General features: G+C 72.1%; 16 protein-coding genes. 9 read left to right on the top strand and 7 right to left on the bottom strand.

All coding sequences use genetic code 11. From position 1 onward, the window contains the following. Window positions 1–20: 20 nt before the first annotated feature. Window positions 21–1,067: a plasmid partitioning protein RepB gene (gene repB / locus A5481_RS09625; RefSeq protein ID WP_048434103.1), complete on the bottom strand. Its 1,047-nt coding sequence runs from the start codon at window positions 1,065–1,067 to the stop codon at window positions 21–23. After that, on the bottom strand, window positions 1,064–2,260 hold the full coding sequence (gene repA / locus A5481_RS09620) for a plasmid partitioning protein RepA (protein ID WP_245238839.1): 1,197 nt from the start codon (window positions 2,258–2,260) through the stop codon (window positions 1,064–1,066). The genes repB and repA overlap by 4 nt, the downstream gene beginning before the upstream one ends. A gap of 683 nt (window positions 2,261–2,943) precedes the next feature. Here repA and A5481_RS09615 point away from each other — a divergent pair. From A5481_RS09615 to A5481_RS09585, 7 genes are all read left to right on the top strand, one after another. After that, window positions 2,944–3,198 carry an acyl carrier protein gene (locus tag A5481_RS09615; RefSeq protein ID WP_048434101.1) on the top strand — a complete coding sequence of 85 codons (255 nt, stop codon included), beginning with the start codon at window positions 2,944–2,946 and terminating at the stop codon, window positions 3,196–3,198. Between the two features lie 2 nt (window positions 3,199–3,200). Further along, window positions 3,201–4,406, top strand: a complete 1,206-nt coding sequence (locus A5481_RS09610; RefSeq protein ID WP_048434120.1) for an acyl-CoA dehydrogenase family protein — start codon at window positions 3,201–3,203, stop codon at window positions 4,404–4,406. After that, a complete protein-coding gene (locus tag A5481_RS09605) occupies window positions 4,406–5,374 on the top strand; it encodes an amino acid--[acyl-carrier-protein] ligase (RefSeq protein ID WP_082173129.1) in 969 nt (322 codons plus the stop codon). The genes A5481_RS09610 and A5481_RS09605 overlap by 1 nt, the downstream gene beginning before the upstream one ends. Window positions 5,375–5,381: 7 nt before the next feature. Beyond that, window positions 5,382–6,371, top strand: a complete 990-nt coding sequence (locus A5481_RS09600) for a DUF1839 family protein (RefSeq protein ID WP_048434100.1) — start codon at window positions 5,382–5,384, stop codon at window positions 6,369–6,371. Window positions 6,372–6,600: 229 nt separating this feature from the next. Next, entirely contained in the window at window positions 6,601–9,030 is a 2,430-nt protein-coding gene (locus A5481_RS09595) for a glycosyl hydrolase 2 galactose-binding domain-containing protein (protein WP_048434099.1), read from the top strand. Between the two features lie 234 nt (window positions 9,031–9,264). After that, window positions 9,265–9,453: a CBS domain-containing protein gene (locus tag A5481_RS09590; protein WP_048434098.1), complete on the top strand. Its 189-nt coding sequence runs from the start codon at window positions 9,265–9,267 to the stop codon at window positions 9,451–9,453. A 1,034-nt stretch (window positions 9,454–10,487) separates the two neighbouring features. Next, window positions 10,488–12,122, top strand: coding sequence for a porin (locus A5481_RS09585; protein ID WP_048434097.1), 1,635 nt, complete (start codon window positions 10,488–10,490; stop codon window positions 12,120–12,122). 387 nt (window positions 12,123–12,509) lie between these two features. On the opposite strand, the gene A5481_RS09580 is transcribed toward A5481_RS09585, so the two are convergent. Then, complete coding sequence (locus tag A5481_RS09580) at window positions 12,510–14,906, bottom strand: PAS domain-containing protein (RefSeq protein ID WP_048434096.1); 2,397 nt, start codon at window positions 14,904–14,906, stop codon at window positions 12,510–12,512. Between the two features lie 81 nt (window positions 14,907–14,987). Next, window positions 14,988–15,392 carry a DUF1236 domain-containing protein gene (locus A5481_RS09575; RefSeq protein ID WP_048434095.1) on the bottom strand — a complete coding sequence of 135 codons (405 nt, stop codon included), beginning with the start codon at window positions 15,390–15,392 and terminating at the stop codon, window positions 14,988–14,990. Between the two features lie 300 nt (window positions 15,393–15,692). Here A5481_RS09575 and A5481_RS09570 point away from each other — a divergent pair, with 300 nt between their 5' ends. Further along, the gene (locus A5481_RS09570; protein ID WP_156655616.1) at window positions 15,693–16,772 is read left to right on the top strand and encodes a replication initiator protein A; all 1,080 of its coding nucleotides are present in this window, start codon (window positions 15,693–15,695) and stop codon (window positions 16,770–16,772) included. 1,373 nt (window positions 16,773–18,145) lie between these two features. Here the strand turns inward: A5481_RS09570 and hutU are convergent. From hutU to hutI, 3 genes are all read right to left on the bottom strand, one after another. Then, the gene (hutU, locus tag A5481_RS09565; RefSeq protein WP_048432012.1) at window positions 18,146–19,810 is read right to left on the bottom strand and encodes a urocanate hydratase; all 1,665 of its coding nucleotides are present in this window, start codon (window positions 19,808–19,810) and stop codon (window positions 18,146–18,148) included. 78 nt (window positions 19,811–19,888) lie between these two features. Then, window positions 19,889–21,424, bottom strand: a complete 1,536-nt coding sequence (gene hutH / locus A5481_RS09560) for a histidine ammonia-lyase (RefSeq protein ID WP_048432013.1) — start codon at window positions 21,422–21,424, stop codon at window positions 19,889–19,891. Continuing rightward, window positions 21,421–22,644 carry an imidazolonepropionase gene (gene hutI / locus A5481_RS09555; protein WP_048432014.1) on the bottom strand — a complete coding sequence of 408 codons (1,224 nt, stop codon included), beginning with the start codon at window positions 22,642–22,644 and terminating at the stop codon, window positions 21,421–21,423. Before hutI ends, hutH begins: the two co-directional genes overlap by 4 nt. Before the next feature lie 144 nt (window positions 22,645–22,788). Between hutI and A5481_RS09550 the strand changes: the two genes are divergently transcribed. After that, window positions 22,789–24,147: a formimidoylglutamate deiminase gene (locus A5481_RS09550; RefSeq protein ID WP_048432015.1), complete on the top strand. Its 1,359-nt coding sequence runs from the start codon at window positions 22,789–22,791 to the stop codon at window positions 24,145–24,147. The last annotated feature ends 13 nt before the right edge of the window (window positions 24,148–24,160 follow it).

The following is a 24,160-nucleotide window of genomic DNA, read 5'->3' as shown; positions in this document are numbered from 1 at the left end:
GTTCCCGGGTCGCGGGGCCGTCAGGGCCGCGAGCGGCCGGCCCGGTAGGCGGCGAGGATCTCGGGGAGCCGGTCGAGGACGTAGTCGGCAAGGCCCGGCTCGGCGCGGTCGTCGAAGGTGACGGCGACCCGGTCCGGCTTGCGCTCGATCCGGGCGATGCCGCGGCCGGCCTCGTCGCTCCAGACCTGCGGCGCCGGCCGGGCCGGGCTGAGCGGCGCCAGCGCGTCGAGCAGGGCGGCGAAGCGCTCGTTGGTGGGCTTTTCCCGGAAGCCCGGATCGGCGACGAGGGCGGCGACCCGGCCCGAGCGCGCCGCCCTGATCCGCTCGGCGAGCAGCATCCAGCGCGGGCGGCCCGCCGCCGGCGCCGGGCCGATCGCCCGCACGATCTCCGGCGGCACCGTGCGGGCGACCGAGATCAGGGTCGAGAGGTCGCCCTTGCCGACGCCCATCGCGGCGGTGATCGTGGCGCGTGCGAAGCCGTGCTCCTCGAGCCGGAGCGCGAAGAAGGCGCGCTCGATGTAGCTCAGGTCCTGCCGCTCCAGGTTCTCCTTGCCCTGGGCCACCACCAGCTCGGCATCCGAGAGCGGGCGCACCACCGCGCGGACCGGCCGGGCGAGGCGGCGCGCCGCCTGGATGCGACGGCGACCGTAGGCGACCTGGTAGCGCTCCGGGTCGTCGGGATGCGGCCGCACCAGGATCGGGACCTGCTGGCCGCTCTCGCGGATGCTCTCGACGAGGGCCGGCAGGCCCGGATCGGTCTCGTCCGCCACCCGGTCGGCGATGAAGGAATCGTCGATCCGCTCGGGGGCGATCTCGACCACCACGGTGCCGGCCTCGATCTCGGCGGCGGCGTCGGCCCGGGCGGCGAGCCCGCGCAGGGTGCTGCTCATCGCCCGCACCGGGCCGCTGCGGCTGCGCTCCGGCGCGCGCGGGTTTGCAGCTGCGAACTCGGGCTCGGCCGGCTCGGGGTTTGCAGCTGCAAACGCCTCGGGCTCGGGCGGCGGGGCCGCCGGCTGCGGCGCCGGGCGCGCGCCGAACAGCGCGTCGAGGTTCGACTTGCGGCTCATGACCGGCCCCAGGCGCGGCGGATCAGGCCCTCGATCTCGCCGTTGACCGCCTCGAGGGATTCGAGCGCCCGGTCGTAGGTCGAGCGGGTCACGCTCTCGCGGCCGATCTCGTACAGGGTCTGCTTCGACAGGCCGGCATCGGAGACCGCCGAGGATTTCAGCATCGGCGCGGTCAGCACCGCGTCCTCGAACAGGGTGCGCAGCATGCCGACGATGCGGGTCTGCGGCGCGTCCTGCTGCTCGTAGCGGGTCACGAGGTAGCGCAGCCAGTCGTATTGCAGCCGCCCGCCGGATTCCGCCACCACGCCGAGCAGGTCCTCGGTCATCGCCAGGAACTGGCTCATCGAGGCGACGTCGAGCATCTGCGGATGCACGGTGACGAGCAGCGAGGTCGCGGCGCAGAGCGCCGAGAGGGTGAGGTAGCCGAGCTGGGGCGGGCAATCGATGACGACGATGTCGTAATCCGCCGCCACCGTGTCGATCGCGTGGGCGACCCGGTCGAAGAACAGCGGTTCGCCGGCCCGGCGCCGGCTCAGCGCCCGCGGGGTCTCGTGCTCGAACTCCATCAGCTCGAGGTTGGCCGGCACCAGGTCGAGGCCGGTGAAGTAGGTCGGGCGCACCACGGTGCTGAGCGGCCGGGCGTCGTCGTAGCGGATCGCGCCGTAGAGCGTCTCGTCGGCCCCGACATCGAGCTCGGGCTGCACGCCCATCAGGGCCGAGAGGCTGGCCTGGGGGTCGAGGTCGATGGCGAGCACCCGGTAGCCGCGCAGCACCAGGGACTGGGCGAGGTGGGCAGTGGTGGTGGTCTTGCCCGATCCGCCCTTGAAGTTCGCCACCGCGACGACCTGCAGGTGCTCGGTCGCCGACCGCCGCGGCTGGTAGCGCCGGCCGCCGCGCGTGTTCTCGTCCAGGTAGGCGCGCAGGCCGTGGATGTCGGAGAGGCTGTAGGAGCGCCGGCCGTTGGCCGAGACCTCCGGCTGCGGCCCGAGCCCGTCGGCGGCGAGCTGCTGCAGCCGCGACACCGTCACGCCGATGATCCGGGCGGCCTCGGTCGAGGTGAAGCGGCGCAGGCCCTTGGCGGCGGTGGGCGGGAACAGCCCGGAGGAGATCGCCTGCAGCTGCGCGCGCAACGTCGCGGCATGGGCGCCGATCATCGCGGCGGGCGCGACCGGGGCAGGGGGTTGCGGCGGCATATGCTGATTCATCCTCGCGGACCCCGTTTGCAGAAATTTCGCCGGTTCGGCGCTGAAACTGCAATTGACCTGCAAATGCCCCGATTCGCAATCGGCAGGAATGACCCGGCGCCAGCCTCGCACAAGCCCCGTAGGCTCGGGGCGCCGGCAGGGCAGGGGACCGCGATGCCGGGGGCCGCACCTCCCGTCCGCATCCCCCGGCCGCGGGTGCGGCGCCTCCCGACGGGCGAGCGGCCTACCTCGAAATGGGGCGGCGCCGGCCGCTTCATCGCGGGCGTGCGCGGCGCTAGGGTCCGGATCGGCGTCGCGACCCCACCCCCTCCGTTCGTCCCCCCTCCGTGGAGACCCGAGACGCCCGCGCAGCGACGCGGGCCTTGCGCACGACGATTCTCCGCACGCCTGCCAGCCCGCACGCTTGGGACCTCGCCACGCTTGGGACCTCGCCCGCTTGGAAATCCGTAAGCTTGACGGAATCCAGGCCCCGGCGAAGGCGCGTCCCTTCGCCAACCGTTAAGCTGTTCCGAGTTGAGTATCCGGTATCGACCCGGATCGACACGCCTGCTCCGCAGTGGCGCAGTTCTTTCCCTCAAATAGACATCCGAAAATTTACCAAAAAATACGCCCGAGATTGCAATCTCATCTGCCAGATGCGACTCGTATCTCACGAAAGAAGGTGGAGCCTCATGGTCGAAATCTCCGACATCCGGGACGTTCTGAAGTCGCTCGAGTCGCTCAAGGGCGTGGTCGACACGCTGTCGGACGACGACGACCTGTTCGAGAAGGGCCTCGATTCCTTCGGCTCGGTCCAGCTGATGCTGGCCCTCGAGGAGCGGTTCGAGATCGAGTTCCCCGACTCGGCGCTCGGCCGGCGCTCGTTCTCGACCATCCGCATCATCCGGGACACCGTGGCGGGCCTCCGCCAGCAGGAGGCCGCATGAACATGCACGTCGAGGTCGCGGCGACGGTTCCCGTCGCCGCGCCGGCGGAGGCCCTCGACGCGCGGGGCAGGCGCGTCGCGGAGGCCGCCGCCCGCCACGCCGACGCGGTCGACCGCGAGGGCCGGTTCCCGGCCGAGGCGGTCGCCGCCCTCAAGGCCGAGCGCCTGCTCGGCATCCAGGTGCCGCGCTCCCTGGGCGGGGAGGGGGCCTCGATGAGCGAGATCGCCGAGATCTGCGCCATCCTCGGGCGCGCCTGCTCGGCCGCCGCGATGGTGTTCGCGATGCACCACATCAAGCTCGCGAGCCTCGTGACCCACGGCCGCGACAGCGCCTGGCATTGCACGCTGATGGAGCGGATCGCGGCCGAGCAGCTGCTGATCGCCTCCTCGACCACCGAGGCCGGCATCGGCGGCGACCTGCGCAACAGCCTGTGCGCGGTCGAGGCCGAGGGCGATGCGTTCCGCCTGACCAAGGAGGCGAGCGTCATCTCCTACGGCGCCCAGGCCGACCTGATCCTCGCCACCGCCCGCCGCCACCCCGAGGCCGCGACCTCCGACCAGGTGCTGGTGGCGCTGCTCCGCGACCAGATCACCCTCGCGCGCACCGGCGTGTGGGACACGCTCGGCATGCGCGGCACCTGCAGCGACGGCTTCCTGCTCAAGGCCGAGGGCGTGCCGCTGGTCCAGGTGCTGCAGAAGCCCTTCGCGGAGATCGCCGCCCAGTCGATGCTCGCCGCCTCGCACCTGCTCTGGGGCAGCGTGTGGTACGGGATCGCCGCCTACGCGGTCGACCGCGCCCGCGCCTTCGTGCAGGGCGAGGCGCGCAAGAAGCCCGGCCAGGTGCCGCCGGGGGCGCTGCGCCTGGCGGAGGCCGCCAACGAGCTCCAGGCGATGAAGAGCACCGTCGTCGCCGGGCTCGCGCGCTACGAGGACGCCAAGGGCGACCCGGATGCGCTCGGGGCGATCGGCTTCTCGATCATGCTCAACAACGTCAAGACCACCGTCTCGGGCCAGGCCGTCGACATCGTGCAGCGGGCGCTCGGCGTCGTCGGCATCGCCGGCTACAAGAACGGCACCCCGTTCAGCCTCGGCCGGCAGCTGCGCGACGTCCTCTCGGCGCCGCTGATGATCAGCAACGACCGCATCCTCTCCAACACCGCCAACCTCCTGCTGGTGCAGAAGGGCAGCGGCAAGCTCCTGAGCGCGTGATGGACCAGAGCCTCTCCTCCGACCTCCTGCCCGTCGCCGACGAGGCGATCTCCGAGCCGGCCTCCGAGCCGCGCTCGTTCCTCGACCGCCTGTTCGACCGCGGGCTCCTGATCCGCACCGGGGTCGACGGTCTCTACGGCCGCTCCGGCGCCTTCGAGAGCGTGGTCGAGGCCCTGGACCGGCTGGTCTCGCGCATCGGCGGGGCCGACGGCGCCGAGGCCCTGCGCTTCCCGCCCGGCATGGCCCGCTCCAGCTTCGAGCGCAGCGGCTACCTCAAGGGCTTCCCGCACCTCGCCGGCACGGTGCACAGCTTCTGCGGCAACGAGGCCGACCACGCGCGGCTGCTCGCCTGCCTCGATGCCGACGAGGACTGGACCGCCAGCCAAGCCGCCACCGACATCGTCCTGACGCCCGCCGCCTGCTACCCGCTCTATCCGGTCGCCGCCGCCCGCGGCCGGCTGCCCGAAGGCGGGCTCCTGTTCGACCTGCAATCCTACTGCTTCCGGCACGAGCCCTCGCTGGAGCCGACCCGGATGCAGCTGTTCCGGATGCGCGAATACGTCCGCATGGGTACGCCGGAGCAGGTGCTGGCCTTCCGCGAGCTGTGGCTGGCCCGCGGCACCAAGATGATGAGCGACCTCGGCCTGCCGCTCGCCATCGATCCGGCCAACGACCCGTTCTTCGGCCGCGCCGGCAAGATGCTGGCCAACAACCAGCGCGCCCAGGCGCTGAAGTTCGAGCTGAACGTGCCGGTCAACAGCGAGGACAAGCCGACCGCCTGCCTCAGCTTCAACTACCACCAGGACCATTTCGGCACGACCTGGGGCATCCAGCAGGCCGACGGCACCACCGCCCACACGGCCTGCGTCGGGTTCGGGCTGGAGCGGATCACCCTCGCGCTCCTGCGCCACCACGGCCTCGACCTCGACGCCTGGCCGGCGGAGGTCCGCGCCCAGCTCTTCGGCTGAGGCCGCGATGTCGGCCGCCCTCGCTCACGTCGTCGAGGCGCCGCGGACGGAGACGCCCGCGGCCCCCCGCTACACCCCGCACGCGCTCCACGCCCCCGACCGGACCTGGCCGGAGACGAACTGCTACGTCGACCTCTGGATCGAGCTCCTGCACCTGCGGGGGCTCAGCCCCCAGGCGATGCTGGGCTTCACCCTGCGCCAGGATTTCGAGGGCGACCAGTTCACCTTCTTCAAGCCGAAGGCCGCCGACCTCGAGGCGCTCTACGGCCTCGAGATCCTCGAGCTCGCGCTCTACGAGGACCTGGAGAGCCACAGCCTGATCCAGGCGGCCCGCGGGCTCCCGGTGCTGGTCGAGGTCAACGCCTTCTTCCTGCCCGACACCGCCGGGACCACCTACCGGCGCGAGGCCTCGAAGACCACGATCGCGATCCTGGCCCTCGACCCCGCGCGGCGACGGCTCGACTACGTCCACAATGCCGGCCGCTTCACGCTCGAAGGCGAGGATTACGCCGGGATCTTCGCCCGCGGCGAGCTGCTGCCCTATGCCGAGTTCGTGAAGCCGTGCGGCCCGGGCCTCGCGGGTCCGGCGCTCGCCGGAGCGGCGCTCGCGCTGCTGCGCCGGCACCGGGCCCAGGCGCCGGGGGCCAACCCGGTCACGGCCTTCCGCGCGGCGCTCGCCGCGAAGGACGACGCCTTCGTGCAGCGGCCGCTCTCGGCCTTCCACACCTACGCCTTCAACACCACGCGCCAGCTCGGGGCCAATTTCGAGCTGCTCGGCAGCCACCTCGCATGGCTGGAGGCCGAGGGCGCGGGGCGGTTCGGCGCGGCGGCCGAAGCGGCGACGCGGCTCGCGCAGGAGGCCAAGGCGTTCCAGTTCCAGCTCGCCCGCGCCTATGCCCGCGGCAAGCTCGCAGGCCTGCCCGAGCGGCTCGCCGCCGCCGAGGCGAGCTACGCGGCCGTGTTCGATGCCCTCGACCGGGCGCTGGCGGCGGGGTGAGGCGCCGGTCGACCGGACACACCGTGACAGCCCTTCGCGTCATCCCGGGGCTCGCCGCAGGCGACAACCCGGGATCCATGACCGCTGACGATGCCGGATGAGACGGAATGCCGTCCGCCTTGTCCTGAATCGCCAGCGGTCATGGATCCCGGGTTCCGCTGCGCGGCCCCGGGGTGAAGTGGAGGATACGAGGGTTCGCCGAGCCCTCGAGACAGCCTCCAAGGACGCCATGGCCCTTCTACGCAACGTCGACCGGACCCTCGACGGGCCGTGGGAGATGATCGTCACCGCGCCCGGCGCCTGCGCCGGCCCCGGCGACCTCGGGGCGCTCACCGGCTTCATCCCCGCCCCGGTGCCCGGCACCGCCGCGGGGGCGCTGCGCGCGGCCGGGCGCTGGTCGGAGGCCGAGCCGACGCCGCTGCACGGCTCCGACGTCTGGTACCGCACGGCGATCACCGGCCGGGGCCGCGAGATCCTGCGCTTCGAGGGGCTCGCGACGCTCTGCGAGGTCTGGCTCGACGGAACGCTCCTGCTCGCCGGCCGCTCGATGTTCCTCGCCCACGAGGTCGCGGTCGACCTCGACGGCACCCACAGCCTCGCCCTCGCGTTCCGCTCGCTGGCGCAGGATCTCGCCCGGCCGCACAAGCGCGGGCGCTGGCGGCCTCAGCTCGCCACGCCGGGATCGCTGCGCCACGCCCGCACGACGCTCCTCGGCTTCATGCCGGGCTGGTGCCCCAGCGTCGACGCGGTCGGCCCGTACCGGCCGATCACCCGGAGAGGGGAGGGGGGCCGGCCCACCGGCATCGACCTGCGCAGCGCCGTCGCGGACGGGACCGGGATCCTCACGCTCCGCCTGACAATCCCGGAGGCCGTCGGCCCGGCGATCCTCCGGTGCGACGGCCGCGAGGCGGTGCTGCCCGAGACCGCGCCCGGCCGGTTCGAGGGGCGGCTGGAGCTTCCCGAGGTCGCGCTGTGGTGGCCCCACACCCACGGCGAGCCGCGGCTGCACGCCGCCGCGGTCGAGATCGGGGGCCAAACTTTCGATCTCGGCCGGGTCGGCTTCCGCACCGTGACGATGCTGCGGCCCTTCGCGGAGGGCCTGAGCCTCGCGGTCAACGGCGTGCCGGTCTTCTGCCGCGGCGCCTGCTGGACTCCGGCCGACCTCGTCGGGCTGCCGGGCGACCGGGACGCCTACGCCCCGCTGTTGGGCCTCGCCGTCGAGGCCGGCATGACCATGCTGCGGGTCGGCGGCACGATGCTCTACGAGGGCCAGGCCTTCCACGACCTGTGCGACGAGCTCGGCATCCTGGTCTGGCAGGACCTGATGCTGGCCAATTTCGACTATCCGACCGACGATCCGGCCTTCCGGGCGGCGCTCGACGCCGAGATCGCCCAGCTCCTCGACCGGCTCCAGGCGTCGCCCTCGCTCTGCGTCGTCGGCGGCGGCAGCGAGGTCGAGCAGCAGGCCGCGATGCTGGGATTCCCCGACTCCGTCTGGCGCGCGGCCGCGGTGGAGGCGCGCTTGCGCGAGGCGGCGGCCGCGCGCCGGCCCGACCTCGTCGTGGTGCCGAACTCGCCCTCGGGCGGCGACCTGCCGTTCTCCACCGATGCCGGCGTGACCCATTACTACGGCGTCGGCGCCTATCGCCGGCCGTTCGAGGATGCCCGCCGGGCCGAGGTGCGCTTCGCCTCCGAGTGCCTGGCCTTCGCCAACGTGCCGGAGCCGGCCTCGCTCGCCGAGGCCGGCCTGACCGATCCGCGCGCGCCCGGCTGGGCCGCCGGCGTGCCGCGCGACCGGGGCGCCGACTGGGATTTCGAGGGCGTGCGCGACCACTATGTCGGAGCCCTCTACGGCGTCGATCCGGAGGCTTTGCGCCGCGACGATCCCGCGCGCTACCTGACGCTCGGGCGCGCGGCGACCGCCGAGGTGATGGAGGCGACCTTCGCGGAGTGGCGCCGGCCGGGCTCGGTCACCGCCGGCGGGCTGGTCTGGCTCTGGCGCGACCTCGCGCCGGGGGCCGGCTGGGGCGTGGTCGACGTCGCCGGGCGGCCGAAATCGGCCTGGTACGCCCTCCGGCGCGCCTTCCGGCCGGTGCAGGCCGTGCTCTCCGACGAGGGCCTGAACGGCCTGCGCGCCCACCTGCTGAACGAGACCGCCGCCGCCCTCGACCTCGTCGTCGCGCTCACCTTCGCGAGCGCGGCCGGCAAGGTCGCGGCCCGGGCGGAACGGCCGGTCTCGCTTCCCCCCCGCGGGGCCGTCAGCCTGACCTCGGCCGCGCTGCTCGGCCGCTTCTTCGACGCGGCGAACGCCTACCGCTTCGGCCCGGCGGCGCACAATCTGGCCCACCTGCGCCTGAGCGCTCCCGACGGGACGCTCCTCGCCGAGGCGTTCCACTTCCCTTCCGGCCGGGACGCGACGCCGCGCGAGATCGGCCTGTCGGCCGCGCTCGTCGCGGAGCGGGACGGCATCGCCCTGCGCGTCGCGTCGGAGCGGCACGCCCTCGGCGTCCATGTCGCGCTCGACGGGCCGGGGCGCCCGGCGGACAACTGGTTCCACCTGGCGCCCGGGGCCGAGCGCCGCCTCGCCCTCGTCGGGACGAGCGGACGGCCGAGCGGCACGGTGCGGGCGGTGAACGGGAGCGGGGCGATCCGGTTCTGAGCGGCCGGACGGCCCTCCACCGGCTGTCGCCCGCCCCGGACCGGGCGAGCCATCGGCTGCCGTCATGGCGGGCCTGGTGCCTCGCCCGCTTGCAAGCCGAAGCTCATTCCCTGGAGGCACGCGCCGTCACGCCCCGCAGACCCGAGGGAACCCGAGCCAGCATGACGGGGATGTCGCGCCTGTCCCGGATCGTCGGACTCGGGCGATCGGCGGGCCGACGACGTCGCGCAAGGGATGTCCCCGGCCAGGATCGCGGCGCCCGACGGGCCCGCCACGGCGCTGGTCCCGGCCCTCGCCGACGGCCGCACCCACGCCGTCGTCGTGACCGGGCCGGATCGCCGCGTCGTCGGAATCGTGACGCAGCCCGACACGCTCGCCACCCTGGCCCGGGCCGCGACCGCGCAAGCGCTGCTGCCGTCCTGAGCTCCCCGGCCGGGGGCCTGTTTGCTGCATGGCGAGATCCCGGCTGCGCACGGCCCGTCCGCAGGGACGACGCCCAGGCCCGATTCCCGCATGCCCGATTCTTCCCTGGTCCTGCACCTCCTGCACGCCGCCGTGACGATCGCCAGCATGATGCTTACCTTGGCAGCTCCACCTGCCCCGCAAGCGGTAGCGGCGCCGGCCGCCCGCATCCGCGGACCGGTCCCCTCATCGCCCGAATCACCACCGGGCCGCACGACGCGGCGACACGCGCCGGGCCCAGTCCCGCCGTCATCCGGGAAGCGCGCCGCAGGGCGATGGAAAGCCCGGGCGCGACGCGGCAGGGCCGGCCGGCCCCGTCACCCCGCCCTCCGGGCCCTGACGGTCGCAGCCGAGACCGGTCACGGCCCAGACGCACCGAAGCGTCCGGCTTGTTAGCTCTTCGCGTGACCTTGTAGATCGGCCCGCCACGCGATGATCACCGGTGAAATGCGCCCGGCGACACCAGCGACACGCATCTCGTCACGATCTTTCTACGAATTCATCCCGCGCGTCGTGATCTCGACGATCCGTCGTGACGTCGGGCGCGGGATGAACGGCGTGCCTCATCGTTCGTTTTTTCGAACCGTCTCAGTCATGAAGACTTCGTTGACGCAGCAAGTGCGCGCACCAAACCGTATCCCCATCATCACATGCGCTAACACAACTCACGTCTTCCGCAGAACCGGGTCAAATAAGGCATTTACGAACTGATTTTGTATTGTAATATCCGCAACTGCGTCGACAACGTGGCCGTTTGGCAACACGACTTTCGAAACCGGGCCATTTATACCAAACGAGACGCGACTCGTATTGATGAAGACAGACGGCTCGCACATGCTACGCCTGCATCGGGAGCAACCCGGTGCGGTTGGGCAGGCGCCCCCCGCGGGGAGATGCCTGAACCATCAGGGGTCAAGGACGACGTGTTTCAGATCAGCCGCAAGGCGAGGAACCGCAGTCGTTCAACCCCGGGTCCGAAATCTTTGGAGGTCTCTATGAAGCTCGTGAAGAGCCTTCTGCTCGGGTCGGCCGCCGGCCTGACCGTCGTTGCGGGGGCGCAGGCTGCCGATCTGCCGATCAAGAAGGCGGCGCCTGTCGAGTTCGTTCGTGTCTGCTCGGCCTACGGGGCCGGCTTCTTCTTCGTCCCGGGCACCGATACCTGCCTGCGCGTCTCCGGCCGCGCCCGCTTCGAGGCCGGCTACTCGCAGGGCTACTCGCGCTCGGGCAACAACGGCGACCTGATGGGTTACCGCGGCCTCGGCCGCCTCAACCTCGACGCCCGCACGCAGACCGCCTACGGCACCCTGCGCGCCTTCGTCCGGTTCGAGCTCGCCTCCCGCACCGGCGCCTACCTGAACTCGGGCACGCAGCAGCGCATCGCCAACGCCTTCCCGGCGCTCGGCGTCGACACGTTCGGCCGCGCCCAGCAATACGTGAACGTCGACAAGGCCTTCATCCAGTTCGCCGGCCTCACCGCCGGTCGCGCGGCCTCGTTCTACGACTTCTACGCCCACGACTTCGAGATCATCGGCACCTCGCTGGGCTCGGACGTCGCCTCCACCAACCTGCTCGCCTACACCGCCACCTTCGGCGACGGCTTCTCGGCGACCCTGTCGATCGAAGATCCGACGTTCCGCAAGAACCCGCTGTTCGGCACCGCCACCGCCGGCAACACGGCGAGCCAGTTCGCGGTCTTCACCGCCGCGGCCGCCAACCTGAGCCCGGTCATCGCCACCAACGCGGCCGGCGTGCCGATCGGCGAGGCGTTCTACGACCTGCGCCAGACCAACCGCATGCCCGACTTCGTCGGCGCCCTGCGCTACGACGCCGCCTGGGGCTCGGCCCAGCTCTCGGCCGCCGTGCACGAGCTGAACGCCGGCAACGCCGCCACCGTCCTGACCTTCGGCGGCGCCACCATCGCGGCCGGCTCGGTCCTCACCCCGCGCGTCAACACCGAGTACGGCTGGGCCGTGCAGGGTGGCGTGAAGTTCAACCTGCCGTTCATCGCCCCGGGCGACGCCCTGTACCTGCAGGGTTCGTACGGTGAAGGCGCCCAGATCTATACCGGCTACTCCCAGTATATCGGCACCTACACCGCCAGCGCCGGCAACACCCAGGGCTCGCCCTTCGCGACCTACTTCACCGATGCCGCCGTCAACCCGCTGACCGGCAAGATGGAGCTGTCGACCAGCTGGACGGTCGTCGGTTCGTACCTGCACTACTGGGCGCCCGAGTGGCGGTCGGCGATCATCGGCAGCTACGGCGAGATGTCGTTCGGCAAGACCAGCCGCAACCTGCTCGGCGGCCTGAACTTCAACGGCCTCGGCAACCCGGTCAACAGCCCCGGCAACTTCCTGTTCAGTGCCGCCCTGCGCGACACGAGCCAGATCGTCGCCGGCGCGAGCCTGATCTGGTCGCCGGTGAAGGACCTCGATATCGGCGTCGAGGGTCTCTACAACCGCGTCGACATCAAGAACGGCCGTGTCATCGACACCAACAAGGCTCCGGGCGGCGTCGCGGCCGGTGTGAACGCCGCCGGCCTGCCGGTGGCCGCCAACGGTGCGCTGCTGCCCACCACCAACTACGCGGACACGTTCCAGGTCCGCATGCGCGTCCAGCGCGACTTCTAAGCCACGAGCCAGTCTCGAGCGGGGGCCACGATGCATGCATCGTGGCCCTTTTTTCGTGCCCTGATGACAAACTATAACATAGGTCAAAAAAAACGCGCCCCGAAGAGCGCGTGAAGGAAACTTCTGGGTCTCGAAACTCAGAAGGTCTAACGGTTTTAGCATCGAATATCGGATCCCGCACCACCTTTTGCGGATGACATCGTTGTTTTTTGGATTCTACGACGTTTCAACCCTGGCCGTGGGCGGCGTGGATTTGCCGTCCTCCGGCGAGTGTGGGTCTTTCCCCGCGAGGTCGGCCGGAGCCTTTTTCGACGAGGCCGATACCGGTTCGTCGCAAGAAAATGCGGCAATCGAGAACCTTGAGCGGGCGCGCCGACCGGGCGGCCGTCACTCCCCGGCCAGGAGCTCCGCCAGGGGAGCGGTGAGGGTGCAGACCACGCCCTCGGGCGGGTAGAGCGTGGCGACCTCGCCGTCGACGGTGCCGGCGAGCCCCCGGGCGATCAGGCGCGAGCCGAAGCCCCTGCGGGCGGGCGACGTCACCCGGGGCCCGCCATGCTCCTGCCAGCGCAGGGAGAGGACCGGCGCGGCCGGGTCGGCGATCGTCCAGTCGAGGGCGACGTAGCCCTCGGGCACGCTGAGGGCGCCGTACTTGACCGCGTTGGTGGCGAGCTCGTGCGCCATCAGGGCGAGCGAGAGCGCCGCCCGCGCCCCGCAGGCCACCGGCGGTCCGGCGAGCCGGAAGCGGCCGGACCGGCCGTCGTCGTGGATCGCCAGCGCCCCTTCGAGCACCGCGCGCAGGGAGGCGCTCTCGCCCTCGCCGGTCAGCAGCAGGTCGTGCGCCTTGCCGAGCGCCACCAGCCGGGCCACCAGCGCCTCGCGGGCGGTGGCCGGGTCGGTGGCGTCGCGCAGGGTCTGCATGGCGATCGCCTGCACCATCGCCAAGGTGTTCTTGAGCCGGTGGCTCAGCTCGCGGTTGAGGATCTCCTGCTGCGCCTCCGCCGCCTTGCGCGCCGAGATGTCGTGGCTCACCGCCGCGAAGCCCTCCAGGCCCCCGCCGGGCGAATGCGAGGCCCCGCCGGGCGAATGCAAGGCCCCGCCGGGCCCAGGCAAGGCCCCGCCGGGCCCGCTCGAGGCTCCTGCCGGCCCCCGTAGGGCGAAGAGGTTGTAGCGCACCGGCACCACGGCCCCGGTCGCGACGTGGCGCAGGCGGTACTCGCCGCTCCAGCTTCCGCCGGCCCGGACCGCCGGCAGGATCGTGCCTTCGGCGAAGGGCAGGTCCTCGGGCGCGAAGAGGTCGGTCAGGCGGCCGTCCCACGCCGCCTCGCGCTCCAGCCCCACCAGGGCGCGACCGGCCGGGTTGACGTAGTCGATCCGCCCGTCGGCATCCGCGATGGCGATGAGGTCGCTCGACTGCTCGGCGACGAGGGCGAGGCGGCGCAGCTGCGCCTCGGCCCGGCGCTGCTCGGTCACGTCGAGGAAGACCGTGACCGCCGCCCGGATCGCCCCGTCCTCGTCGCGCACCGGCGCGCTCGAGACCTCGAGCATGCGCAGGTCCCCGGTCGCGGCGTTGCGGTAGCGCATCACCTCGCCGGTCACCACCGCGCCGTCGCGCAGCGCGCGCAAGGACGGGTAGTCGTCCGGAGCGTAGGGGCGTCCGTCGGCATGCACGGCGCGGAAGGAATCGTAGCGCGCGAGCGCGGGCTCGCCGAGGCCGTGGCCGAGGATCTCCTCGGCCCGGGCGTTGATGAGGTTCGGCGCGCCCGGGCCCAGGCCGGCGACCGAGATGCCGACCGGCGCCTGCCGGAAGACCGATTCGAGCAGGCCGCGCTCGAGGTCGAGCCGGCGCTCGGATTCGCGCCGGGCGGCCTCGGCGCGCTTGCGCTCGCTGAGATCGAGCATGGCGCCGATCATCCGGACCGCGCGGCCCGTCGCGTCGCGGATCACCGAGCCGCGGTCGAAGACGTCGGCGTAGGAGCCGTCGGCGCGGCGGAAGCGGTACTCGTCGCTCCAGGTCGTTCCGGTGCCGTCGATGACGGCGTGGATCGAGGCGTCGATCCGGGCGCGGTCGTCGGGGTGGATGTGGTCGATCCACCACGCGCCGGTCGGCGCGACCGCCGCCAGGGGATGGCCGTAGGCGGCCTCGAGCGCCTCGTTCCACAGCACGTGGTCGGTGGCGAAATCCCAGTCCCAGATCGCGTCGCGGGTGGCCCGCGCCGCCAGGCGGTAGCGCTCCTCGGTGGCCTGCGCCGCCCGCAAGGCCGCCTCGCGCTCGGCGGCCGCCCGGCGCATCGCCAGATGGCCCGTCACCTGGCGCGCCAGCGCCCGCAAGTCGTCCGCCTCGGTCGCGGTCAGGCCGCCGGGCCGCGACACGTAGTCGATCACGCAGAGCGTGCCGAGCACGTGCCCCTCCGGCGTGCGCAAAGGCGCCCCGGCATAGAACCGGATGCCGGGCGAGGCGGTGACGAGGGGATTGGCGCGGGTGCGGGGATCCTGGGTCAGGTCCGGGATGACGAGGAGCGAATCGGGATGCGCGAGGGCATGGGCGCAGACCGAGCGGCCGAGATCGGTCTGGGGCAGGGGAAAGCCGGTGCGGGCCTTGAACCATTGCCGGGTGCCGGCGACGAGGCTCACCAGCGCGATCGGCGTGTCGCACAGGCGGCCGGCGAGCCGCACGACGTCGTCGAAACCCTGCTCGGGCAGGGTATCGAGCACGGCATGGGCCTCGAGCGCGGCGAGCCGGTCGGGATCGTGGACGGCGCGCGGGGGATCGGAGGCTCGTGACATGCCGGGTGTGGGTTTCTTGTCCCGCAGGCTCTTACCCCGAACCCGGCGCCCGCGTCACCGTCGATCGCTCGCCCGTCCCCGTCAGTCGATCACCTCGACGATCCGGCGGGTGCCGGGCTCGACCAGGACCGGGTGGTCGTTGACGATGGTGTAGTTGTAGCCCTTCAGGGCGAATTCCGGCGGCACGTCGTAGTAGATCACGCCCTCGGGCGGCAGCACCGCGCCGACTCGCACCGGGCCCTCGGTGCGGAAGGACGGCCGGTGCTCGCCGGCGGCGTAGATGCGGAAGCGCTCGCGCCGGTCGATGCCCAGGACGCTGTTGGCGGTGCCGACGGCGGCCCCGATCGCGCTCCCCACCACCGCGCCCACCGGGCCGGCGATCGCCTCGCCCCGCGCGGCGCCGTCCTGGGCGCCCCGGGCGGCGCCCTGGGCGTGGGCCGGGGTCAGTCCGGCGGCGAGAAGAACGGCGGCGGCGGCGAGGCGCATGGCAGGTCCCGGAGCGAGCTTGGCTGTGGCGGGAGAACGGCCGGGAAGCGGCGGCGGTTCCGGCCGGATCGGGGGCCCCGCCGGCCGGCGGGGATGGCGGGACAACCCGGAATCGACGTTAACCGCGATTGAAGAGGATCGGGGACGGCATCCGAAAACCCATTGGCGTCCACGATTTGGAAGCCGGGCGGGCCGTAGCGTCGAGCCTATGAACGGGATTCCGGACGGCAGGGCGGCAGGGGCGGGCACGGCGCGGCGAGGGCCGGGGCTGCCGGCTGCGGGACCAACACGGGCGTGACGATGAGCCATCGGCGCAACGACCAGATCGACATGGTGGTGCCCTTCGTGCACTTCCGCGACCAGCGGGAGACGATGGAGCGGCCGTTCTTCTCGATCGCCAAGCAGAAGCGCCTGAAGGAGATCGACTATACGAGCCCCGACGGCTCGGTCTGGGTGCGGGTGCTGCCGAACCAGGCCTACGGCATGGCGACGATCTGGGATGCCGACATCCTGATCTGGGCCGCCTCGACGATCTGCGAGATGAAGAAGCGCGGCCGCAACGACATCCCGCGCAAGCTCAACTTCATGCCCTACGACCTCCTGAAGGGCATCGGCCGCGAGACCGGCGGGCGGCAGTACAAGCTCCTGCGCGACGCGCTGTTTCGCCTGCAATCGACCTCGGTGCGCACCAACATCCGGGCCGAGAAGGCCAAGCGCAAGGAGCGCCAGTTCAGCTGGATCGACGCCTTCGACGACACGATCGACGAGGAGACCAATGCCAGCCGCGGCATGTCGATCACCCTGTCGGACTGGTTCTACGAGGGCGTGCTGATGGATGGCGGGGTGCTCGCCATCGACCCGGCCTATTTCGGCATCACCGGCGGGCGCGAGCGCTGGCTCTACCGCATCGCCCGCAAGCATGCCGGGGGAGCGGGGGAGGGGGGGTTCGCCATCAGCCTGCCGACCCTGTTCGAGAAGTCGGGGGCCGAGGGCACCTATCGCCGGTTCAAGTTCGAGATCGCCAAGATCGCCAAGGCCGACGAGCTGCCGGGCTTCGTGCTGCGGCTCGAGGAGAAGGAGCGCGGCGAGCCGCACCTGCGGATGATCCGCCGCGACCTCGCCACCGAGGCGGTGCTGATCGAGCCGGCCCCGAAGCCGAAGCGCACCCGCAAGCCGAAGGCGTCCGCCGAGCTGCCGCTGTTCCGCCACCTCTCGGACGAGACGATCGCCTTGTGCCGCAAGGCCCATCCGGGCTGGGACGTCTACGGCCTGAAGACCGAGTTCGACCACTGGCTCGAGGGCGATTCCGACCGCGAGCCGAAGAACTACGAGAGCGCCTTCCTGGGCTTCGCCGAGCGCTTCGTGCGCGACGCCCGCTGATCCACAGGCCGCCCCGTTCCCGATGTACGGGTCGGAGCGGGGAGAACGGGGACGGCCCCGAGGGGAAATCCCCGGAATCCCTGTGAACGAGTCGGGTGGACTCGGCACTTCGGGAACGCCCGGGGGTCGGATCGGCACTTCGGGAACGGTCACCGTGCGATCGGGAACGCCGGCACGGCACTTCGGGGACGGGATTGCCGGTACAACGGGGACGGATCCTCGGCACTTCGGGAACGGCCCCCCGGTATTAAGCATTTGGGCGGGTTCCAGGAATCGCCGCCGCCGAAGCGCCTAAATCCATAAAGATTCCTGTAACACTCTAAGCGGTGCATTCTGGGGAAAAGGCGGATGACGGCTCACCGGCCGAGTCGCCACCCGCAATCGCGAGTCGAGACAGGGTCCACAGGGCACCCACAGGAGTCCACGGCACGCATCGGAACGAATCACGTCGTCACGGCATCTGTCGAACGGGGAGGAGCCGACTGGACTCGACTCCGATCAGCTTTCCTGTGGGACTCTCCGGGATGGAGGATCACGTTCTCGACTCGCCGGACCTCGCATCGTACGAGCGGATTCACGACGGCCGAAGGAGTCGGGCGACGATGCGCGAGGGCGGCAGATCCGGGTTTTCGCCAGGGCGAGGCGTATGGCGAACCGTTCGTGAAGTACGCCCCGACGGCCATCGCTGCCCGGGAACGGCCGTCGGACCTGGACCGGACGGCGGAATGGTGACGGTCGCTCCTAACAAGTGGCTTTTGCGGGCGGTGGTCCCCGCGAGGATCGGCGGGACGACGTACATCGGGGACAGCGGGGACGAGCACCCGGTCGGGGACCGGGTCCGGGACAGTATCCCCACAATCCCGAAGATTCCGGCAGTGGACGGAGCGGGCGCGGGACGGCCGGCCTGGGGATCGGATGCGGCCCGTCGAAGCCGGGGCGGTTTCGCCCTGTCCGACGCTCGGCGCGGGGGGTCGGGGCCGGACATGGCGCGGTTCCCGAAATACGTCGGGCGGCATCCGGACGGTCCGGGCTCGGCGCCTGTCCGATGTGATGGGTGGCTCTTCCAGCCCTTCACCTCATCCGGAGAACGTGTTCGGGCGTTATTCCACATCCTGAGAATGAATGTGACAGCCTGCCCTTCCACCTCCGCGCCTGTTCGAGCGGTTTTTCTATCGGTTGGACCCGGATAACCAGGAATATCCTACGCTCCCACCCCAAGATGAGGTCGGGGTCAGGATATCTCCTGCCGTTTCCCGCTTCATGAAAGACGATCCCGCTCGAACAGGCCCTCTGGACGAGGTTGTGCGCTGGATTAGGAAATCCTCCGCAAGACCGGTCCCACGGGAGGACCGGTGCGCGGTGGAGGCCGGCCCTCACCCCAGGCTCGGCAGATCCAGCCCATGCTCGCGGGCGCAGGCCACCGCGTCGTCGTAGCCGGCATCGGCGTGGCGCATCACGCCGGTGGCGGGATCGTTCCACAGCACCCGCTCCAGGCGCCGGTCGGCGGCCTCGCTGCCGTCGCAGACGATCACCATGCCGGCATGCTGTGAAAACCCCATCCCGACGCCGCCGCCATGGTGCAGCGAGACCCAGGTCGCGCCCGACGCGGTGTTGAGGAGCGCGTTGAGGAGCGGCCAGTCCGAGACCGCGTCCGAGCCGTCGCGCATGGCCTCCGTCTCGCGGTTCGGCGAGGCGACCGAGCCGGAATCGAGGTGGTCGCGGCCGATGACGATCGGGGCCTTCACGTCGCCGTTGCGCACCATCTCGTTGAAGGCGAGGCCGAGGCGGTGGCGGTCGCCGAGGCCGACCCAGCAGATCCGCGCCGGCAGGCCCTGGAACCGGATCTTCTCCCGCGCCATGTCGAGCCAGCGGTGGAGGTGGTGGTTGTCGGGCAGCAGCTCCTTCACCTTGGCGTCGGTGCGGTAGATGTCCTCCGGGTCGCCCGAGAGCGCGCACCACCGGAACGGCCCGATGCCGCGGCAGAACAGCGGGCGGATATAGGCCGGCACGAAGCCCGGGAAGGCGAAGGCGTCCTCGACGCCCTCCTCCAGGGCCATCTGCCGGATGTTGTTGCCGTAATCGACCACCGGCACCCCGGCGCGGTGGAAATCGAGCATCGCCCGGACGTGCACCGCCATCGAGCGCTTCGCCGCCGCGGCGACCGCGGCCGGGTCGCTCTCGCGCCTGGCCTCCCACTCGGCCACGGTCCAGCCCGCCGGCAGGTAGCCGTTGACCGGATCGTGGGCCGAGGTCTGGTCGGTGACGCAGTCGGGCCGCACGCCGCGGGCGTAGAGCTCGCCGAACACCTCCGCGGCGTTGCCGAGCAGCGCCACCGAGCGCGGGGTCTTGGTCCGGCAGGATTCCGCGATCAGCGCCAGGGCGTGGTCGAGGTCGCGGGCCTGGACGTCGACGTAGCCGGTGCGCAGGCGAAACTCGATGCGCGAGGCCTGCGCCTCGACGGCGAGGCACGAGGCTCCCGCCATGGTGGCGGCGAGCGTCTGCGCACCGCCCATGCCGCCGAGGCCGGCGGTGAGGATCCAGCGGCCGGACAGGTCGCCGGCGTAATGCTGGCGCCCCATCTCCACGAAGGTCTCGTAGGTGCCCTGCACGATGCCCTGGCTGCCGATGTAGATCCAGGAGCCGGCCGTCATCTGGCCGTACATCATCAGACCCTTGCGATCGAGCTCGTGGAAATGCTCCCAGGTCGCCCAGTGCGGCACGAGATTCGAGTTGGCGATCAGAACCCGCGGGGCATCCGCATGGGTGCGGAACACGCCCACCGGCTTGCCCGATTGCACCAGCAGGGTCTGGTCGTCGTCGAGGTCGCGCAACGCCGCGACGATGCGGTCGAAGCTCGCCCAGTCCCGCGCCGCCCGGCCGATGCCGCCATAGACCACCAGCTCGCCCGGCCGCTCGGCGACGTCGGGATCGAGGTTGTTCATCAGCATCCGGAGCGGCGCCTCGGTCAGCCAGCTCTTGGCGGTGAGGGTGGAGCCGTGGGGCGCGCGGATGGTGCGGGCGTTGTCGATGCGGGTCATGGGCGGGACTCCGGATGAAGAGGTTCGGGGACGTCTTCGTTTCGGAAAGACGATGGTGTCGGAATACCGGAACGGATCTCAGCCCAGGACCGGCAGCGAGACCCCGTCCGCCGCCGCGACAAGGCTGCCGTCGCGCACCAGCGCGAGCGCGGCCGCGATGTCGGGATGGAAGTGCCGGTCGTCGTCGAGATGCGGCACGTCCGATCGCAGCCGCGCCCGCACCGCCTCGAGCGCCGGGCTCGAGGTGAGCGGGGCGTGGAAGTCGCAGCCCTGCGCCGCCGCCAGCGCCTCGATCGCCACCACGGCGGCGGCGTTCTCGGCCATCGGCAGGAGGCGGCGGGCGCCGTGGGCAGCCATCGAGACGTGGTCCTCCTGGTTGGCCGAGGTCGGAATCGAATCGACGCTCGCCGGCATCGCCCGCTGCTTGTTCTCGGAGACCAGCGCCGCCGCCGTCACCTGCGGGATCATGAAGCCGGAATTCAGCCCCGGCTTCGGCGTCAGGAAGGCCGGCAGGCCGGACAGCGCCGGATCGACCAGCATGGCGATGCGCCGCTCGGACAGGGAGCCGATCTCGCACAGCGCCATGGCGATCGTGTCGGCCGCGAAGGCCACCGGCTCGGCGTGGAAGTTGCCGCCGGACAGGGCCTCGTCGGACTCGGGGAAGATCAGCGGGTTGTCGGAGACGCCGTTCGCCTCCGTGGCCAGGGTCTCGGCGGCCTGGCGCAGGAGGTCGAGGCAGGCGCCCATCACCTGCGGCTGGCAGCGCAGGCAATAGGGATCCTGCACCCGCTCGTCGCCGACAAGGTGCGAAGCCCGGATGGCGCTGCCGGCCATGAGCGCCCGCAGGGCGGAGGCGGTCTCGATCTGGCCGCGATGCCGGCGCAATGCGTGGATGCGCGGATCGAACGGCGCGTCGGAGCCCCGCGCCGCATCGGTCGCGAGCGCACCCACGACGAGCGCCGCCTGCATCAGCCCCTCGGCCTCGAACAGGCCGGCGAGCGCGTTGGCGGTCGAGAACTGGGTGCCGTTGAGGAGCGCCAGGCCCTCCTTCGGCCCGAGGGCGGCGGGCGAGAGCCCGACGGAGGCCAGGGCCTCGGCGGCCGGCATCCGGCCCTCCGGCGTCGTCGCCTCGCCGACCCCGATCATCACCGCGGCCATGTGGGCGAGCGGCGCGAGATCGCCCGACGCTCCCACCGAGCCCTGGCACGGCACGACCGGGATCACGTCGCGGGCGAGCATCGCGGAGAGCAGGTCGAGGGTGGCGGGCTGCACGCCGGACGCGCCTTGAGCCAGGCTCGCGAGCTTGAGCGCCAGCATCAGCCGCACCACCGGCACCGGGCTCGGCTCGCCGACGCCGGCGGCGTGGGAGAGCACGATGTTGCGCTGGAGCGTCGCGAGGTCGGCGGCGTCGATGCGCACGCTCGCGAGCTTCCCGAACCCGGTATTGATCCCGTAGACCGGCTCGCCCCGGGCGAGGATGCGGGCGACCGCCGCCGCGCTCTCGGCCACCGCCGGGGCGCAGGACGGATCGAGGACGGCGGGGGCCCCGCGGTAGATCGCGCGCCAGTGGGCGAGGGGCACCGCGCCCGGCACCAGGGTGATCGTCTCGGTCATCGTGTCCCCCGGATGCGGGCGTGGAGCGGGTTGAAGCCCATGCGGTAGACGAGCTCGGCCGGCCGCTCGACCGACCACACCGCGAGGTCGGCGCGCTTGCCCGCCTCGAGCGTGCCCACCTCCGGCAGGAGGCCGAGGGCGCGGGCGGCCTCGCGGGTGACCCCGGCCAGGCATTCCTCGACGGTGAGGCGGAACAGCGTCGCCGCCATGTTCATGGCGAGCAGCAGCGAGGTCAGCGGCGAGGTGCCGGGATTGGCGTCGGTCGCGACCGCCAGCGGCACGCCGTGGCGGCGGAACAGGTCGACCGGCGGCAGCGTCGTCTCGCGGATGAAGTAGTAGGCGCCGGGCAGGAGCACCGCGACGGTGCCGCTCCGCGCCATGGCGATCGCCCCGGCCTCGTCGGTATGCTCCAGGTGGTCGGCCGAGAGGGCGCGGTAGCGGGCGGCGAGCGCCGCGCCGCCGAGATTCGAGAGCTGGTCGGCGTGGAGCTTCACCGGAAGCCCGAGGGCCTGCGCCCGGTCGAACACCCGCGCGACCTGATCGGGCGAGAAGGCGATGCCCTCGCAGAATGCGTCGACCGCATCGACGAGCCCTTCCGCGGCGAGCGCCGGCAGCATCGTGTCGGCGACCTGCGCGATGTAGGCATCCTTGTCGCCGCCGGCTTCCGGCGGCAGGGCGTGGGCGCCGAGGAACGTGGTGCGGATCCCGACCGGGCGCAGCTCGCCGAGCCGGCGCGCGGCGCCGAGCGCCTTGCGCTCGCTGGAAAGATCGAGGCCGTAGCCCGACTTCACCTCGAGCGTGGTGACGCCCTCCGCCATCAGCGCGTCGAGCCGCGGCAGGGTCTGTCGCACCAGGTCGTCCTCGCTCGCGGCGCGCAGGGCGCCGACCGACGAGACGATGCCGCCGCCGGCCCGCGCCACCTCCTCGTAGGAGGCGCCGCGCAGGCGCAGCTCGAACTCGTGCGCCCGGTCGCCGGCCCAGACGAGGTGGGTGTGGCAGTCGATCAGCCCCGGGGTGATCCAGCGGCCCTCGCCGTCGACGATCTCGGCCCCGGCGAGCGCCGCCCCCGGCAGGTCGGCCTCCGCCCCCGCGTAGGCGATGCGGCCGTCGCGGAGCGCCAGCGCGCCGTCCTCCACCGCACCGAGGCCGGGAAGACCGGGCGCGAAGGTGGCGAGCCGGACGTTGCGCCAGACCTGCGGCGGTCCTTCACTCTCGCTCATGCGGGCCCTCCTGATTCGCCTATATGTATAGACATGATAGAGCGGCTTTGTATAGACATGAAGCGAGGGGAGCGGGCCGTCCGGGCCTCGCGCCCATCCCTGGCTCCCGTTCCTGGCTCCCGACGCCTTGCAGGAGATGCGCCGATGACCGTGCTGCACGCCGCCCACGCCCTGACGCCGACGGGCTGGCAGGCCGATGTCAGGCTGACCGTGGCGGAGGGGCGGTTCTCGGGCGTCGAGGCCGGTGCCGGGCCGCGACCGGGGGACGAGCGGGTGGCCGTGCTGGTGCCGGGCCTGCCCAACCTCCACAGCCACGCCTTCCAGCGCGGCATGGCGGGGCTCGCCGAGCGGCGCGGGCCCTCCGCCGACACGTTCTGGACCTGGCGCGAGACGATGTACCGCTTCGCCCTGCGGATGACGCCCGACGAGGCCGAGGCGGTGGCGGCGCAGGCCTATGTCGAGATGCTCGAATCCGGCTTCACCCGGGTCGGCGAGTTCCATTACCTGCACCACGCGCCCGACGGCCGGCCCTATGCCCAGGTCGCCGAGATGGCCGAGCGGATCGCCGCGGCGGCCTCGCTGACCGGCCTGCGCCTCACCCTGCTGCCGGTGCTCTACCGCTGGTCGAATTTCGGCGGCGCTGCCCCGACGGAGGGCCAGCGCCGCTTCGTCAGCGACCTCGACCTGTTCGCCCGCCTGGTCGAGGCCTCCCGCGCCGCGGTGGCCGATCTCCCCGGCGCCACCCTCGGCGTCGCGCCCCACAGCCTGCGGGCGGTGGCGCCGGACGATCTCTCGGCCGCGGTCGCCCTGGCGGCGGGCGGGCCGGTCCACATCCACGCCGCCGAGCAGGTGCGCGAGGTGGAGGAATGCGTGGGCTGGTCCGGCGCGCGGCCGGTGGACTGGCTCCTCGACCGGGCCGGGCTCGATGCGCGCTGGTGCCTGATCCACGCCACCCACATGAATCCGGGCGAGACGGCGCGCCTCGCCGCGAGCGGCGCCGTCGCGGGCCTATGCCCGGTGACCGAGGCGAGCCTCGGCGACGGCATCTTCCCCGCCCCCGGCTTCGTCGCGGCGGGCGGGCGCTACGGGGTCGGCACCGATTCGAACGTGCTGGTCGGCGCCGCCGACGAGCTGCGCCAGCTCGAATACGCCCAGCGCCTGGGGCAGCGGCAGCGCAACGTGCTGGCCGCCCCCGGCGCCTCGACCGGGCGGGCCCTGTTCGACGCCGCGCTCGCCGGCGGCGGGCAGGCGCTCGCGGCGGACGGGGGCGGCCTCGCCGTCGGGGCGCCGGCCGATTGCGTCGCCCTCGACGGGGCGGATCCGGCGCTGATCGAACGGCGGGGCGATGCCCTCCTCGACGGCTGGATCTTCGCCGCGGGATCGCGGGCGGTGGACGCGGTCTGGGTGGCGGGCCGCCAGGTCGTGGCGGGCGGGCGCCACGTCGCCCGGGCGGCGGTGGCGGCCCGGTATGCGGGGGTGCTGAAGCGCCTGATGGCGGAGTGACGGGACGGCCCCG

It is taken from the genome of Methylobacterium platani, from assembly GCF_001653715.1.
GTDB classification, from domain to species: domain Bacteria; phylum Pseudomonadota; class Alphaproteobacteria; order Rhizobiales; family Beijerinckiaceae; genus Methylobacterium; species Methylobacterium platani.
The sequence above is the reverse complement of the archived record's forward strand: the minus strand, read 5'-3'. Positions and strand labels throughout refer to the sequence as shown.

Coding starts and splice junctions, on each gene's coding strand:
- repB (WP_048434103.1), bottom strand. CDS start 1,067: ATGAGCCGCAAGTCGAACCTCGACGCGCTGTTCGGCGCGCGCCCGGCG.
- repA (WP_245238839.1), bottom strand. CDS start 2,260: ATGCCGCCGCAACCCCCTGCCCCGGTCGCGCCCGCCGCGATGATCGGC.
- A5481_RS09615 (WP_048434101.1), top strand. CDS start 2,944: ATGGTCGAAATCTCCGACATCCGGGACGTTCTGAAGTCGCTCGAGTCG.
- A5481_RS09610 (WP_048434120.1), top strand. CDS start 3,201: ATGCACGTCGAGGTCGCGGCGACGGTTCCCGTCGCCGCGCCGGCGGAG.
- A5481_RS09605 (WP_082173129.1), top strand. CDS start 4,406: ATGGACCAGAGCCTCTCCTCCGACCTCCTGCCCGTCGCCGACGAGGCG.
- A5481_RS09600 (WP_048434100.1), top strand. CDS start 5,382: ATGTCGGCCGCCCTCGCTCACGTCGTCGAGGCGCCGCGGACGGAGACG.
- A5481_RS09595 (WP_048434099.1), top strand. CDS start 6,601: ATGGCCCTTCTACGCAACGTCGACCGGACCCTCGACGGGCCGTGGGAG.
- A5481_RS09590 (WP_048434098.1), top strand. CDS start 9,265: ATGTCCCCGGCCAGGATCGCGGCGCCCGACGGGCCCGCCACGGCGCTG.
- A5481_RS09585 (WP_048434097.1), top strand. CDS start 10,488: ATGAAGCTCGTGAAGAGCCTTCTGCTCGGGTCGGCCGCCGGCCTGACC.
- A5481_RS09580 (WP_048434096.1), bottom strand. CDS start 14,906: ATGTCACGAGCCTCCGATCCCCCGCGCGCCGTCCACGATCCCGACCGG.
- A5481_RS09575 (WP_048434095.1), bottom strand. CDS start 15,392: ATGCGCCTCGCCGCCGCCGCCGTTCTTCTCGCCGCCGGACTGACCCCG.
- A5481_RS09570 (WP_156655616.1), top strand. CDS start 15,693: ATGAGCCATCGGCGCAACGACCAGATCGACATGGTGGTGCCCTTCGTG.
- hutU (WP_048432012.1), bottom strand. CDS start 19,810: ATGACCCGCATCGACAACGCCCGCACCATCCGCGCGCCCCACGGCTCC.
- hutH (WP_048432013.1), bottom strand. CDS start 21,424: ATGACCGAGACGATCACCCTGGTGCCGGGCGCGGTGCCCCTCGCCCAC.
- hutI (WP_048432014.1), bottom strand. CDS start 22,644: ATGAGCGAGAGTGAAGGACCGCCGCAGGTCTGGCGCAACGTCCGGCTC.
- A5481_RS09550 (WP_048432015.1), top strand. CDS start 22,789: ATGACCGTGCTGCACGCCGCCCACGCCCTGACGCCGACGGGCTGGCAG.